We start from the raw sequence: 14283 nt of genomic DNA on the forward strand, positions 1-14283 counted from the left end.
CGCACACCGCCTCCGGCGACCCCGACGTCCTCGACCACCGGCCCGGTCACCCGATGGTGAAGTCGGCGAACTCGACATCCGAGAAGGCCACCTGGAGACCGTGGGCGCGCCCTCCTCCGTCACGGAAGTACGCATGCCCCAGCGAGCGAGCCAGGATGACCATCTGCTGCGCCTCGCCTGCACCGGCGTCCCGGGCACCGAACAGCTCCCGCGCGACCGCGCCGGACAGCCGCTGGGTGATCAGCCGCCGACGCGGGTCATCGGAGGAGCCGACCGCGGACGCGAACCCGAACCGCGCCCGGGTGTGCAGGCAGAAGCCGCGGGCCTCGGCATCCGCACGCAACCGCTCGCGAATCCGGGGCTGCCACCGCGCCTGGACGGCATCCTCGATCACCTGTGCCTGCACAGGACTTGGCTGGCGCCTCCCCGGGCCGGAGGTGACCCACCGCTGCACCGTCCGCTGCGAGACCCCCAGAACAGCAGCCAGCCTCTTCGTGGATCCCTTCTCCGCTCTGAGTAGGAAGCGCAGGCGGGCACCGACACTGACCGGCAGCGGCCGGGTACGCAAGGCCCGCTCTAAACCCTCGTTGATCTCGCCCAAGACCCCGTCCGCTCGCCCGTGTCCACTGCATATCGCTCCAGAGGCACCATGTTCCTACCCCGGCTTTGTTTCCGTGTACTGGTGTCAGCAGTGGCCGACTTCAGCTACCGCTGCCGACACCGCAGTACCACTGCGCGGCCCAGACGATCGCTCTGCGCCAGACACCACCGCTCGCCGGATCGCCGTCGTGGGCCGGACCGGGAGGGTCGACCAGCAGGGCGACACCAGGCATGCCCGCTGCGGCTGACCCATCTCTCGGCCACGACGCACCGTATGGCCGAATATTCTTTAATTCAAGGATAAGGAATGGGTCATATCCAGGGGTAATTTCTTGCTAGCGTGCGGGGCGGAGGTGGCGATGCCGAACCAGCCGAATCAGGATGAGCTGTTCGCAGCGGTGGACGAACTGCTGGCAGGCGAACCGGAGTTGCCGCTGCCGGGGGAGCGGGCCAGGCTGCGTGAGGCGGCCGGCGTCACGCAGGCCCGGTTGGCCCAGGTGCTGCGGACTTCGACGCAGACCGTGAAGAACTGGGAGAACGGCCGGTCCGAGCCGCGCCCGCCACGCCGTGAGGCCTATCTACGGCTGCTGGAAGGCTGGGCGGCGAAGCACCCGGCCGAACCGGCCACCGAGCCTGCGCCGGAGACCTTCACCAGTTCCGTGCCCGCACCCGAGCAACCTGCGCCCGCCGACGGGCCTGCTCACGACCCAGTGCCTGTGCCCGCGAGCTCCTTGCCCCCCAACAGGTCTGCCGTGGCCGCGTCCCGTCCGGCCGGCGCCTCCAGGACCGCGTCGGCGTCACGGCGTCCGGCGAGGTCGAAGGCGGCCGCGCCCGCAGCCGACTCCCGCTTCCCGAACGGGCCTCTGGCCGTGCTGGACGGGGACGGCACCGCCTACTGCCTGGGCGGCGTGTTGCTGGACTGCCCAGCAACCACCATTGCGCAGTTGGTGGAGTGGACGCTGCAGGAGTCCGGGATCGGGCAAGCGCGGTTGCACCGGCACGGCAAGGACTCTGACCCCCTGGTCGTGCTCACCCAGTCCGCGGCGGTGCGGTTCGGGCTGCCGGAACGGCTGGAGGACCGCCGGGACCTGCGTCTGGCGGAGGACCACCCGGTCGTCAGGCAACTGGCCCGTGTGAAGTGGAAGCTGACGCAGCGTGGTTTCGGCCCGTGGCCGCGGATCTACCGTCCGGCAGAGGCGGGCCGGCGGCAGTGCGTGCAGCTGGCGATCCTGCCCTGGGATGCCCTGGACATCCGCGCCTGGGGCAACGTGGCGAGCCTGCACCCGGCCGATCTGGCCCGTGTCCTGGGGGTGTTCGCGTCTCGGGTCTTCACTCCGCGTGGCTCCACCGCAGTGACCGGGCTGGAGCTGATGACGGCGTTGCGGCCGCCGACCCGGCCGGTCAAGGACGACACGACCGGCGAGTGGGTCTCCGGTCCGAACCCGGGCGCACTCGCCCGCCCGGTGGACCCGGCGCCGCCGGATGCCCCCCAGGAGCATCCGGTCGCGCAGGGCTGGGAGGGCGGCTTCCTCGACGAGGAGGCCTACCAGTGGGTGCGCGATCCCCAACTGCTCAGCGACGAGGAGTGCCTGCTGCCCTGGGCGGTGGGCATCGACATCAACACCGCCTTCCTCGCGGCCGCCGCCCGCCTCACCGTCGGACTGTCGCAACCAGTCCCCGTCACGGCGCCGGTGTTCGACAAGAAGATCCCCGGCACCTGGCTGGCCGACCTCTCCCACATCGAGATGGACCCGCGCCTGCCCAACCCCTTCACTCCAAGTGGCCTGCGCCCCGACGGACCCGGCTGGTACACCACCGCGACCCTGGCCTATGCCGAGGAACTCGGGCACGAGGTCCGCCCGATCGAGGCATACCTGCGCCAAGAGACCGGCGCATACCTGGACCCGTGGCACGACCGGCTCAAGGACGCCTACCTGACCACCACCGCAGACATGGGCATCCCTGTCGACAAGGACACCGACCCGGCCGCGTTCCTGGACGCGATGGCACTGCACAAGACGTACGCGGCCGCAACCGGCACCCGCCTCGAAACCCTGCGCGCCGCGCTCACCGAACTGCCCGCCAGCCGCGCCGACATGAGCGATGAAGACCTCGCCGCCTTGGTACGTCGCCACCAGCAGGGCGCCATGGTGCTGTCGGCGATCAAGTCGACCGTCAAGGGCGGCATCGGCAAGCTCCGCGAACGACCCCAGGGCCGCCACTACAAGGACGGCGAGCGCTGGCCCGCCCTGGAACGCCCCACCTGGCGGCCCGACATCCGCGCGGCGGTCATCGCCAAGGCCCGGGTGAACATGCACCGCAAGATGGCCAAACTCGCCGCCCTGACCGGCCTCTACCCGCTCGCGGTGCTGTCCGACTGCGTCGCCTACGCCAGTCCAGGCCCCTCCGCGCTGGACTTCTTGCCGACAGATGGCGACGGGGCCCCGGTCTACGGCACCTTCCGCGTCGGCGCGAACCCAGGCTTGTGCAAGGTCGAGGGCGTCCAGGAAATGGCGTGGGCGGTCGACCTGATGGAGCAGGGCTACAACCCCGCCCGCCACATCAAGGGCGGCGACGCCGTCATGGACGAAGGGGAGTAGCCCCGTGGTGAGACGGATCCGTCCGGGCAACGCCGACGCCGACGACGCCCTGGTCCAGGAAGCCATCGAGCGCGCCGGTCAGGAAGGGTTCACCCAGGAGCCGCCCAAGACCTTGAAGGCGCGCATCAACTTCCTGCTGGGGAAGTTGAAGACGACCAAGGCGGTCGCGCAGGAGCTGGGCATCACCCAGCGGTCCGTGGAGCGCTACCGCACCGGCGCGCGCAAGCATCCGCCCAAGGTGATCGCCGACCGGATCGACGCGGTCGTACGCGCCCGCTGGCAGCCCCGTGTCCGCGACCGGCGCCGCAAGCAGGCCGCGACCCGTACCGGGATCACCGTGGAGGCCCGCGCCCGTTTCGGCTACAGCGCGCCGATCGGCACGACCGACGACGGCCGCCAGCGCCGCATCACCGTTCACCTCCCGGCCGACTACGCCCGGCGTCTGTTCGATGCGCAGCGGGGCATCGGTGCCCAGAGCCCTAACGAGGTCATCGCCGAAGGCATCCAGGAGATGTACTTCAAGGACCATGGCCGCCGCGCCGACCAGCTTGAGGTCGAATTCACCGACATCGACTACATCGACGTCTCCTTCTGATTTGGTCCCGACGCCGCCTCCGGGCTCTCACATCACTGCCATCCGTCGCCCGCGCGGCAGCCATCACACGGAACTCGCCTTCAGGTATCCCGTTGGCAAGCCTGGTCGGCCTCGCCGTCGAACTCCAGCGCCGCACCGACCTCGACGGCGTGCCGCGCCTGATGGCCGTCCTGGACCGTGCCGACACGACCCTGCGGCACCTCGCCCAGCACTGGGAGACCTTCCGGCAGAAGGACGACCTGAAGAAGTCCCTGGCCATCACTGCACTCGAGGACGCCTTGCACGAGGGATGCTAGGCCCGCATCCATGTCCTCTTCGACGGACGGCCCACCGCCGACGTCCTCGGATCCGCCGCCCGCGAGCAGTTCGCCACTGTGATCCTCGCGGGTCGGTGCCGACACCTGGCAGCGTCTCGCCCCGATAGCCGGCCCCGCTCCGAAGCCCTGCACGCACCCGGGCCGTGCCTACGTCGTACAGGACGGCACCGCCCACCCGGCGCAGGCGCTACTCCTGACCGACACCGAAGCTGCCGACTGGCTCATCGCCACGGCGGCCGGAGAGATCTGACCCGGGCCGAACACGCCACGGGCCCCGGGAAGCAGACACCCGGGGCCCGGCTCGGAGCGTGCGGGACGGCACGGATCTACCGATGTCAGTGGGGGCTGAGACCATAGAAGCGGGGCGAAACCGCCCTCACGGGACAGCAGTTGACGATGGAGACAACGCGCACCATGAGACTGGCACTGAATGAGGAGTGGGCCGTCGGTGCCCGCATCGGGGATGGCGGCTTCGGCGCCGTGTTCGAGGCGGAGAACGCCGCTGGAGAGAAGGCGGCGGTGAAGCTCGTGCCCAAGACGCCGGGTACCGAGCGGGAGATGTTGTTCACCGACCTGGACGGCGTCCGCAACGTGGTGCCGGTCATCGACAGCGGTGAGCACGAAGACCAGTGGGTGCTGGTGATGCCCCGTGCCGAGAAGTCCCTGCGGGACCACCTCCAGGAGCACGGCCAGCTGCCCCTCAACGAGGTGGTTGCCGTCCTGTCCGACGTCGCCGAAGCACTTGCCGGCCTCAAGGACCGCGAGGTCGTCCACCGCGACCTCAAGCCGGCGAACGTCCTGCTGCTCGGTGGCCGCTGGTGCCTGGCCGACTTCGGGATCGCCCGCTACGCCGAAGCGACCACAGCCCAGCACACCTACAAGGGCGGGGGAAGCCTGCCGTACATGGCACCCGAGGTCTGGAAGTACCAGCGGGCCACCGGCGCGACCGACATCTACGCCTTGGGCGTCCTGGCCTACGAGCTCTTGGAGGGCGTCAGGCCCTTCACCGGACCGGCCGAGCACGACTTCCAGGAGCAGCACCTGCACGGAACCCCGCCACCGCTCACTACTGCTCCGCCTCTCCTGGCCGCGCTGATCATCGAGTGCCTCTTTCGGGCCCCGCAGGGCCGCCCAGCTGCTGGCAACGTGCTCGCCCGGCTGGGGCAGATCCCCGCGGCTCCGCTCTCCGGCGGGCTGGCCGCGCTTGCGCAGGCCAACCAGGGCGCGGTCGCGCGCCAGGCCGAAGCCGACCGCCGGGCGTCGGCACACGCCACCGAGGCCGACCGCCGCAAGGCCCTGCTGGAGGCCGCCACGGCCTCGTTCTCCTTTATCGCCGACGCCTTCCTCACGGCCCTCACGGCTGCCGCCCCGAGCGCGGAGGTACGCAGAGGCAACCAGGGAGGGTGGACCGTCCGCATCGACGACGCCCAGCTGACCCTGTCCGGACCGCGGGAGACCGCCCCCGAGGTCTGGCGCACCACCTCGACGCCGGCGCCGTTCGACGTCATCGCGTCCGCGACCCTTTCCCTGAAGGTCCCCGCCAACTATCACGGGTACGAGGGCCGCAGCCACTCCCTCTGGTACGCCGACGCGCAGACAGAAGACCAGTACCAGTGGTTCGAGACCGCCTTCATGGACACCCCGCTGCGCCCCACCGCGAAAACCATGGAACCCTTCGCGCTCAACCCTCACCACGAATCACGCGCCGCCGTCAGCCCGGGGATGATGATGCACCAGGTGGCCTGGCCCTTCATCCCGCTCGTCATCGGGGACCTGGACGAGCTCATCAGCCGGTGGGCCGACTGGCTAGCCCAGGCGTCGACCGGCCGACTCACCCACCCCAGCCGCATGCCCGAACGTGACCCCCAGGGCTCCTGGAGGCGATGACCACACGGGGCCGCCGGCTAGCGGCGGCCCCGATCCGAGCGCAGGGCGAACGACTGGATGGCGAGGGTGCCGCACGTCCTATCGCACGGCTGGCTCGTTGGACCGGGCATGACGACGACGTACCACACGGCTCCGCGGCCCGCCCCGAAGGCAGATGGCGCCATCCCGACGACAGTCCGCTTCGACCCGGGCGAGTCCCAGGAGATCGACCACTGGATTTTGGACCTGCGGGAACAGACCGGCATCCGCTGGGACAAGGCCGAAGTGATCCGGGAACTGCTCCGCATGGCACGCACGCCCGACAGCATCCTGTGCGACGCGCTCGCCGCCCGCGCCAAGAGGACCTGCGCCCGAGACAGCGCGAGGGGCTGAAGCGCTGCAAGAGACAGAAGGATAGATATGACACTCGGTGATGAACTTCGCTCGGACTTGGACAAACTGGTGGGCGGGCCGTGGAGCGTTCGGGATGGGCGGGTGGTCCCTGGGACGGACGACGTCAAACTGTTCACGAACGACGCCGTAAAGCTCGATGCCGTCTACCTCTACGCCGACCTGCTTGGCTCCACCAAACTGGCCCGCGACTTCGAGTGGGAGACTGCTGGCAAGGTGATACGCGCCTCGCTTCGTACAGCGTCAACGATTATCAAGAGTTACGGCGGAGAAATCCGCAGCTACGACGGTGACCGCGTCATGGCCATCTTCATCGCGGGCGCCAAGAACACCACTGCAGCCGAGTGCGCACTCAAGATCAATTACGCGATGCAGAAGATCGTAGAGCCCGCGCTCTACGCAGAGCTGCCACAACTGGAGCAGGACGGGTTCGACGTACGCATGAGCATCGGCATCGCCTCGGGAGACGCATTCATCACCCGCGCCGGAGTGCGTGGCAGCAGCGACCTCGTCTCGATCGGCCGAGCACCGAACATCGCAGCCAAGCTGAGCGATATCCGCGCCGAACCGTACTACCGGATCTACATCACTGACAGCGTCTACCACTCGCTACTCGAAGGCTCCCAGTACGACAACGACGGCAAAGACATGTGGAGCCCGTATGTGACGGACGTCGGAGGCGAGCAGATGACCACCTATCGCACCAGCTACTCGTGGGGCATCGGTTAGGGATCGCATCGTCCGAGGGACCGGCTGTGGCGCCCGGGTGACACGTACTCACCTGAGCACGGTCGCCCCGGCACAGGGGCGGCCGACGGAGGACGCGCGTCTCGAATCGCCTCCGCCTGGGCGGCAACTCCTCTAATGCCGCCTCTCGTTGTCGGTAGGGCCTGCTACGTTGCGCTCGCCAGTACGAAGATCGGGGTGTTTATGGGGCTAGCTGATGACATCAGCACTGCTGTCACGAGCGTGGTGTGTTCCAACTGGGATATCCGCAAAGGAACTGTCGTTCCGACCACGGATGACGTGAAGCTGGGCAACGGAGCTGTGGAGGTCGACGCGGTCTACCTTTACGCGGATCTGGCTGACTCCACAGGCCTCGCGCGGGACTTCACCCGCACCACCGCTGCGAAGGTCATCCGGGCCTACCTGGACGCCACCTGCCGTGTCATCAAGGCCCGCGGCGGGCAGATTCGTAGCTTCGATGGTGACCGCGTCATGGCCGTGTTCATGGGCAACACCAAGAACAGCGACGCCGCGAAGTGCGGTCTGCAGATTCACCACGTCGTCGAGAAGATCGTGCGCCCCAAGGTGGAGGCGAATCTGTCATCCATCACCACCAAGGGCTTCCAGATCAAACACTGCGTCGGCATCGACTCAGGGACCGCACTGATCGTGCGCGGCGGCGTCCGGGGCCACAACGACCTCGTCTCGATCGGCCGAGCACCCAACGTGGCGGCCAAGCTCAGTGACGTCCGCAACGGCCTCTACAGGACCTACATCACAGAGCCCGTTTTCAAGAAACTACTCGACACGTCGAAGTACACCTCAGGGCCCGACAAGAAGCTGATGTGGGAAGGCCCGTTCACACGAGAGGTCGGCGGCGAGAAGATCACCGTCTACAAGTCCACCTGGATGTCGAAGCCATGAGCACAGACGAGGCAAAAGAGACAGCCTGGCGGATCCACGCGGCCATCGGAGAGTGGACAGGGCGAGTAGACGCCAAGGCGTCTTTTGCGCTGACCCTGGAATCGGCTGCCCTCGCAGGCATCATCGCTCTGTCCGACAACGGACACAGATTCTCCCGCCTCCACGGCTACGGCGCGCGCCTAACCTTGTGGGCAGGAGCCGGGCTGATCCTGGCGGGTGCCGTCCTCGCGATCCTCGTGGTGGCCCCCAGACTCCGGAAGGTCAAACTCCTCAAGGAGGAGGCGCCACAGAACTTCATCTATTTTGGGCACCTCCAATTCTGGGATCCCGTCACGCTCGCGCAGAAGCTGGCGCAGGAGGACATCCTGCCCATCCTGAGCAACCAACTCGTGAACATGAGCAAGATCGCGTGGCGTAAGCACCGCTTCGTACAGCTTTCCTTCCTCCTCGCGGCAAGCGGCGGATTCTTGGTCTTCATAGCCGGGCTGGCAGCCTGACTGACCAGCGCTGCATCAGGGCGACTGTGGTATCGCGGCAGCCGCCCCGATGGGTGCCGCTATGCCCACTCAAGTCCGAGGCCGGCCAGCGCCTGGAGCTTGTCGACGGTCAGCTTGGCCCGGCGGCTCTTGCTGTTGCTGAGGAACACACCCAGCTTCACCCACGACCGACCAGACCATGCCCAGCTTCTCCAGCCGCGCGGCGCGCTTGCCGGTCATCTGCCCCGCCCCGTACGCCCGTCGTTGTTCCGCCACCCATGTCCCCAGCGGAAACATCTGCTCCCGGTGTTCGTAGGGCACGCGGGCATGAAGCTCGCGCTCCGTGAAGTTCCTGAGCGCCGCCCAGCCGCGCGCCCAGTCCTGCCGCACCATGACGACCACGACCGTGCTCCCGAAGGTGCTCCGCCTCACCGACCCCGGCCTGCGTGAGCAGCTGGAGGCGCTGCCCGCCTCTGCCGCACTGATCGGCGTCGGCACCGACGGAACGGCGATCGCCTTCGACGTCGACGTCGACAACGCGCCGCACATCCTGGTCTGCACCAGCGCCGGCGGCGGCAGCACGACCATCCTGCGCACCCTCACCGCCCAGTTCCTGCACCAGGGCGCCCACGCCCTGGTCCTCGACACCCCGCGGATCTCCCACCTGTGGGCGACGGAGCTGCCGACCGTGACGCACCGCGGCAACGTCGCCGGCGTCCACGACGCCCTGGTCGGCCTCGCCACCGAGCTGAAGCGCCGCACCGACCTCGCCGACCAGCACGACGAACGCCTCGACGACGTGCCGCGCCTGATGGTCGTCTTCGACCGGGCCGACGACAGCCTGCGCCACCTCGCCCGCTACTGGGGGACCTTCCGGCAGGAGGGAGAGCCGCAGAAGTCCCCGGCCATCACCGCGCTCGAGGAAGTCCTGTACGAGGGACGCCAGGCCCGCATCCACGTCCTCTACAACGGCCGGGCCTCCGGCGGCGGCCTGACCGCCTCCGCCCGCGAGCAGTTCGCCACCGTGATCCTCGCGCGGGCGGCACCCACACCTGGCAGCGGCTCGCCCCGATAGCCGGCCCCGCCCCGAAGCACACCCACGCACCCGGGCCGCGTCCACGTCGTCCAGGACGGCACCGCCCACCAGACGCAGGCTCATCCTGACCGACACCGAAGCCGCCGACTGGCTCACCGCCACGGCGGCGGGGAGATCTGACCCGCGTCGGGCCCCAGGGGAGAAGACGTCCCTGGGGCCCGGCTCGGTCGCTCTGGTTGTCAGCAACCGACCATGTGGGGTGGTCGATCGCCTCAAGCGGTCACCCCAGATGGGAGCCAGCTTCAGCGTCGTACTCGTGCTGGACGTACTCAGCAAGCTGATCGCGGTCGATAACAGCAGCAAGTCGATGCTCTGTGACCATCCCGACCAGGTGATGCGCGTTATCCAGCACTGGGAGGAGGTGAATTCGGTTCGTCTCCATCGTTTCCAGGACCTTTACGAGATCCTCATCCGCATCGACCCACGCCGTCTCCTGTGTAACCTTCCCGACTTCCACCTTGGCCGGGTCGAGGCCCACGGCGGAGGCATGAACCACGATGTCACGATCGGTGATCATGCCCACCAATTTCCCGCCCTCATCGCACACAGGTAGCGCACCCATCCCAAGATCACGCATTGTTTGTGCCGCATCCCGAAGTGAGTCAGTGGGCGCCAACCGCGCGGTTCGGGGGATCATGATGTCGCGAGCGGTGAGAGAGCGCTTGGCGGCGTGGTTCGCCGGTTGGGGATGACTGACGCGCCGCTCGCCAAGCTGGGGATATTTGGCGGCGATGGCCATGATCGCATCCGTGGTAGGTGGCCCCTTGGTGGAAGCCTTCGCGATCTCCAAGGCAGCCGCAGCTACCGCATCCGGGTCGGCATTGAGCGGAGCTCCAGCGATCATCAGATCCCTGACGAATTCTTCGTCCGTCTTCTTCACCATGATCCCCAAGGGTAGATCCGGCCCTGCCGCTCAGGGCGCTGCGCATTGGTTGAAGACTGCATAGAACCACAACTTCCACTTGGCCTTCTCTTCTGCCCAGGCCGGACGATCCCAGTACGGAACGTCGCTCGTGGTATCTAGATCATTTAGGATCTCACTTACTTGAAGATCCCAGCAACGCTCCGCCTTGTCCACATTCCCGTCGTGGAGAGAGATGAAGGCGTTGGCGAATCGTCCGTTCTCCCCGCCGATGGTTTGAAAGGCGCTGAGAGAGGTCATCCGTGGCCCCCCTCCTTGAGCCGCTTGGCGATTCGTTCGTCGATCTGTGCCTCGGTGAGGCTGCGGCGCTTATCAATCTGAGAGGTGACCACGTACCCAGTCACCGCGCCGACGAACGCTGGAACTATGAGCCAACCAAGTGCTGACAACGGCCAGGTCAACCAAGGGTATGAAGCATTTCTGGGCGTCGCTCGGCCGACGAGGAGGTCCCAGGCATCCGACCAACCCAGGAGACCCCATACGACGCCGAACCACGCAGCGATGAGGACGATGATGATCAATCCCCTACGCAGCAGCCAGTGGGGGAACTTGTTCAGTGCATCCAATTTCCTTCCGCTCACGCCGACTCCCACGTGACGATAGGTGCACCCATCCCCGAGGCCGTTACGTTCACCGTAGAACCCGGTGATCGTCGCCGCGACTGGGGGCTTATCCAGTCCGCGTAGGACCTACGCTGCCCACTCCAGACCGAGGGCGGCCAACGCCTGGAGCTTGTCCGCGGTGAGCTTGGCCCGGCGGCTCTTGCTGTTGCTGAGGAACACCCCGAGCTTCACCTCCGACCCGTCCGGCAACGCCTCTACATGGGCCCTGGGGACCTTCACAGAGCCCTCCCGGGCCCTGTACTGCGCCAGGGCCGCAACGCCCTTCTCGAAGGCGCTCACGGGCGCCGTGGACGGCTTCGCGGGTGCCTCCGGCTCCGGGGCCGGGGCCAGCGGCGTGATGCCGAGCTGCTCCAGGCGCTCGCGCTGCCCGTCGTGAAGGGCCTGCCACACCTCGGGATTGCGCTGCCGGGCCAGCCACTTCCCGATGTCCATCGCGTGGACCGTGAACCCGGGCAGAACCTCCGCCTGGCCCTCTTCGTCGGCCACCAGCTCACGCAGCGCGGCGTAATGCCGCTGCCACTCCGCCGACCAATCCGGGTCCCAGTCCGGGTCTACGGCCTCCAGCGCGGCCTTCCACTCCGGGTGGTCGTCCAGCGCACCCGCGCGGCGAAGATTGCTCAACCACTGCCCCACCGGCCTGTCTAGGGCCACGGCAGACCTCGGAGCACAGAGGGTCCAGTGATCCTCGAAGTACGCCTTAGCGGCCTCCAGGTTCTCCTGGAAGCGTTCGTCAGCGACGCTCCACACCATGCCGAGCTTCTCCAGCCGCCGCGCGCGCAGGCCGGTCATCTGCCCCGCGCCGTAGGCCCGTCGCTGTTCTGCCACCCATGCCCCAAGGGGGTATGCGCCCTCTTTGTGACCATATGGGACTCGGGCGTTCTGCTCACGCTCGGTGAACTTTTTCAAGGCCGCCCAGCCGCGCGCCCAGTCCTGCTTCTCCGTGTCGATCACGTTGAAGCTGACCCAGTCCGCGACCATCACCGGATCACGCGGCGCCGCGAAACGGAGCAACAGACGGGATTCTTCCTCGCCGTCCTCGGGCGCCGACCCGATATGCGTGGACGGCTGCACGTCGGCCTTCTGCGGCTCCTGAGGAATGGCAAGCAATTCCACGGCCTCTTCATCATGAGCCCGAAGACCTTCGAGTACCTTCACCAAAGGCCGATACGATCCCGAGGTGAACATGTCTTCCGGCTGCTCTCCCGGCTGGAGAAATACCGGCACGATCAGAGAGGCCAATTTCCCTTGTCCCGGCTTCTGCCGCAAAGCACGCCCGATGGCCTGGACGATGTCGTGTGGCGCCCCCTTCGGGTCCAACAGGGCCACTGAGTCCACCGCGCGGATGTCGACGCCCTCGCCCAGGACCCGACAGTTCGAAAGCACCGCACGCCAGGCGGTGGAGCCGAACTCACCCAGCACGCCCCGCCGGCGCTCCGGGACATGCTCCCCGCACAGCCAGTCCGCCCAGACCCTCACCGGATACCGTTCCGGCTGGTCAGCGTGCAGTTTCGCCGCGACGCGCTCCAAGCCCTCCGCATACGCCTGAGCCTCTATCGTCCGGTGGTGGAAGGTGATGCACGTCTGCAGGTTGTGCTGCGCCATCGTGTGCAGGAGCGCGGCCTGAAGCGCCCCCAGCCGCTGCCCCCGCACCTCCTCAGTGCGCCGCTCCTCGCCCATCAGCTTCTCCGGGGTGACGACCGGGTCCTGGAGCTCCAGCACGATGATCTGATAGCGCGCCAGCAGGCCCCGGGAGACGGCCGACGCGAGCGAGAGCTTGTACAGGACGGGCCCGAAGACCTTCTCGTCGTCCATGGAGGCCGCCATCTCCTGCGGCAGCGGGTCACGGACCCCCTCGGCAACCTCGCGGTTCAGCCGCTCCTCCCAGATCCGCGGCGTCGCCGTCAGGTACAGCCGCCGGTACGCCGGGATGATCGTCTGGTCGTGGATGTCCGCCCACGCCTTACCCATCGAGCCACTTGTCCGGTGCGCCTCATCAACTACCGCGAGGTCCACCGGGTCCAGCTTCTGGCCATAGACGCCCTCGAAGGCCTCTGCGAGGACTCCCAGGCTGGCGTAGGTCGCGTAGATGGTGACGGGCCCGGAACCGTGCCACAGCGCCAGCTGCACGGGGTTCGTGGTGGAACGCACCTTCAGGTTCCACAGCTCCGGGTCGTCCTGGAGCGAGCACACCGCAACCGCCGGCCCCTTGTGCCCGGCCTCGTGCCACGCCCTCACCGTCTGCGCCAGGAGATCCAGCGTCGGCACCAAAACGAGAATGCGGCCCTTGGGAACAATCCGCTTAGCCGACGAGGCAGCAATAATCGTCTTCCCGGTGCCGCACGCGGCGTGCACCTGGCCGCGCAGGCCATTCCAGGGAATACCGCCCGGCGGGATATCGAGACCGTGCACAATGGCGGCAACGGCCTCGATCTGGTGGTCACGCAGTTTCACGGCCATGCCCCGTGTTCTCCTTTTCGCGAATGTGGCGCGTAATCAGAAAGGGAATCCCGGCGAGGTGACTGCGTCCCGGGGGTGTGGTGTCTGTTCCCAGACTCTACACAGTGCACGACTGTGATGCATCATCCTTGCGCCAACTTCCGCCCCCAGGGTGATACATGGCCGATTCTCACCCCGTAGCGGCCGGTTGTCCTGTATGCTGGCGGGGTGCTGTTGAGCGTGACCAATCCAGTCTTGGGAGTTGGGGAGGGGTTCGGGTGGAGCGCAGCGGAGCCCGTCACTGCGGTGGGGCCGGCACTCCGTCAGGCCGACAGTCCGTCACTTCCGTTGTGGGGGTGGTGGCTGGGATTCCCAGTAGCTACACAGGCCCGCGCGCGATGCACCTCCCCTTGCTGCCAGCCCTGGCGACCGCGCTTGCGCGGGTGCCCCCAATTCGCGCTTGCGCGAATTGAATTCCTTTCGGAATTCCGTTTACGGAATTCCATTCCCGCGTTTACGCGGGAATTCGAATTGCGCTTGCGCAATTCGCGCTCTATGCCCTGCGTCAGCAGGGCATATCCCGCTCCGCGGGGATTCTGATCGCCCTCGTACTTGCCAGCCTCCTGCACGCGAACATTCGTGCGCGCACCTTCTGGCGGATGGGGGTACTGTTGCCGTACGTGATGGCTCC

The 14283-nt window shown here is 67.3% G+C and carries 15 protein-coding genes and 1 pseudogene; 9 read left to right on the plus strand and 7 right to left on the minus strand.

The genetic code is table 11. From position 1 onward, the window contains the following. Positions 1 to 46 precede the first annotated feature (46 nt). On the minus strand, positions 47 to 601 hold the full coding sequence (locus tag P1P75_RS15205) for a helix-turn-helix transcriptional regulator (RefSeq protein ID WP_319255485.1): 555 nt from the start codon (positions 599 to 601) through the stop codon (positions 47 to 49). A 358-nt stretch (positions 602 to 959) separates the two neighbouring features. Between P1P75_RS15205 and P1P75_RS15210 the strand changes: the two genes are divergently transcribed. From P1P75_RS15210 to P1P75_RS15245, 8 genes are all read left to right on the plus strand, one after another. After that, positions 960 to 3200 carry a helix-turn-helix domain-containing protein gene (locus P1P75_RS15210; protein ID WP_319255488.1) on the plus strand — a complete coding sequence of 747 codons (2241 nt, stop codon included), beginning with the start codon at positions 960 to 962 and terminating at the stop codon, positions 3198 to 3200. Positions 3201 to 3204: 4 nt separating this feature from the next. After that, the gene (locus P1P75_RS15215; protein ID WP_319255490.1) at positions 3205 to 3795 is read left to right on the plus strand and encodes an XRE family transcriptional regulator; all 591 of its coding nucleotides are present in this window, start codon (positions 3205 to 3207) and stop codon (positions 3793 to 3795) included. A gap of 92 nt (positions 3796 to 3887) precedes the next feature. Beyond that, the gene (locus P1P75_RS15220) at positions 3888 to 4091 is read left to right on the plus strand and encodes a hypothetical protein (RefSeq protein WP_319255492.1); all 204 of its coding nucleotides are present in this window, start codon (positions 3888 to 3890) and stop codon (positions 4089 to 4091) included. Between the two features lie 435 nt (positions 4092 to 4526). Then, complete coding sequence (locus P1P75_RS15225) at positions 4527 to 5999, plus strand: serine/threonine-protein kinase (RefSeq protein WP_319255494.1); 1473 nt, start codon at positions 4527 to 4529, stop codon at positions 5997 to 5999. Between the two features lie 108 nt (positions 6000 to 6107). Continuing rightward, positions 6108 to 6371, plus strand: a complete 264-nt coding sequence (locus P1P75_RS15230) for a hypothetical protein (protein WP_319255496.1) — start codon at positions 6108 to 6110, stop codon at positions 6369 to 6371. Positions 6372 to 6398: 27 nt separating this feature from the next. Beyond that, complete coding sequence (locus P1P75_RS15235) at positions 6399 to 7118, plus strand: adenylate/guanylate cyclase domain-containing protein (RefSeq protein ID WP_319255498.1); 720 nt, start codon at positions 6399 to 6401, stop codon at positions 7116 to 7118. Positions 7119 to 7313: 195 nt separating this feature from the next. After that, positions 7314 to 8039, plus strand: coding sequence for an adenylate/guanylate cyclase domain-containing protein (locus P1P75_RS15240; protein WP_319255500.1), 726 nt, complete (start codon positions 7314 to 7316; stop codon positions 8037 to 8039). Next, positions 8036 to 8536 (plus strand): Pycsar system effector family protein, encoded by a 501-nt coding sequence (locus P1P75_RS15245; protein WP_319255501.1) that lies wholly within the window; start codon positions 8036 to 8038, stop codon positions 8534 to 8536. The genes P1P75_RS15240 and P1P75_RS15245 overlap by 4 nt, the downstream gene beginning before the upstream one ends. 59 nt (positions 8537 to 8595) lie before the next feature. On the opposite strand, the gene P1P75_RS15250 is transcribed toward P1P75_RS15245, so the two are convergent. Beyond that, positions 8596 to 8697 (minus strand): helicase, encoded by a 102-nt coding sequence (locus P1P75_RS15250; RefSeq protein WP_319255503.1) that lies wholly within the window; start codon positions 8695 to 8697, stop codon positions 8596 to 8598. A 4-nt stretch (positions 8698 to 8701) separates the two neighbouring features. After that, positions 8702 to 8902, minus strand: a pseudogene (locus P1P75_RS15255) (helicase associated domain-containing protein); the annotation flags it as partial. On the opposite strand from P1P75_RS15255, the gene P1P75_RS15260 reads away from it, so the two are divergent. Then, positions 8859 to 9590 (plus strand): hypothetical protein, encoded by a 732-nt coding sequence (locus P1P75_RS15260; RefSeq protein WP_319255512.1) that lies wholly within the window; start codon positions 8859 to 8861, stop codon positions 9588 to 9590. The pseudogene P1P75_RS15255 and the gene P1P75_RS15260 overlap by 44 nt on opposite strands. 241 nt (positions 9591 to 9831) lie before the next feature. Here the strand turns inward: P1P75_RS15260 and P1P75_RS15265 are convergent, their stop codons facing one another. The 4 genes from P1P75_RS15265 to P1P75_RS15280 form a co-directional block, all read right to left on the minus strand. After that, on the minus strand, positions 9832 to 10494 hold the full coding sequence (locus P1P75_RS15265) for a CBS domain-containing protein (protein WP_319255505.1): 663 nt from the start codon (positions 10492 to 10494) through the stop codon (positions 9832 to 9834). Between the two features lie 30 nt (positions 10495 to 10524). Beyond that, positions 10525 to 10773, minus strand: a complete 249-nt coding sequence (locus P1P75_RS15270) for a hypothetical protein (RefSeq protein ID WP_319255507.1) — start codon at positions 10771 to 10773, stop codon at positions 10525 to 10527. Further along, complete coding sequence (locus P1P75_RS15275; protein WP_319255509.1) at positions 10770 to 11114, minus strand: DUF6313 family protein; 345 nt, start codon at positions 11112 to 11114, stop codon at positions 10770 to 10772. The genes P1P75_RS15270 and P1P75_RS15275 overlap by 4 nt, the downstream gene beginning before the upstream one ends. Before the next feature lie 108 nt (positions 11115 to 11222). Further along, positions 11223 to 13613 (minus strand): Helicase associated domain protein, encoded by a 2391-nt coding sequence (locus tag P1P75_RS15280; RefSeq protein WP_319255510.1) that lies wholly within the window; start codon positions 13611 to 13613, stop codon positions 11223 to 11225. Positions 13614 to 14283: the final 670 nt, after the last annotated feature.

It is taken from the genome of Streptomyces sp. ID05-39B, from assembly GCF_033794725.1.
Taxonomy (GTDB): domain Bacteria; phylum Actinomycetota; class Actinomycetes; order Streptomycetales; family Streptomycetaceae; genus Streptomyces; species Streptomyces bobili.

Coding starts and splice junctions, on each gene's coding strand:
- P1P75_RS15210 (WP_319255488.1), top strand. CDS start 960: ATGCCGAACCAGCCGAATCAGGATGAGCTGTTCGCAGCGGTGGACGAA.
- P1P75_RS15225 (WP_319255494.1), top strand. CDS start 4,527: ATGAGACTGGCACTGAATGAGGAGTGGGCCGTCGGTGCCCGCATCGGG.
- P1P75_RS15230 (WP_319255496.1), top strand. CDS start 6,108: ATGACGACGACGTACCACACGGCTCCGCGGCCCGCCCCGAAGGCAGAT.
- P1P75_RS15235 (WP_319255498.1), top strand. CDS start 6,399: ATGACACTCGGTGATGAACTTCGCTCGGACTTGGACAAACTGGTGGGC.
- P1P75_RS15245 (WP_319255501.1), top strand. CDS start 8,036: ATGAGCACAGACGAGGCAAAAGAGACAGCCTGGCGGATCCACGCGGCC.
- P1P75_RS15265 (WP_319255505.1), bottom strand. CDS start 10,494: ATGGTGAAGAAGACGGACGAAGAATTCGTCAGGGATCTGATGATCGCT.
- P1P75_RS15270 (WP_319255507.1), bottom strand. CDS start 10,773: ATGACCTCTCTCAGCGCCTTTCAAACCATCGGCGGGGAGAACGGACGA.
- P1P75_RS15280 (WP_319255510.1), bottom strand. CDS start 13,613: ATGGCCGTGAAACTGCGTGACCACCAGATCGAGGCCGTTGCCGCCATT.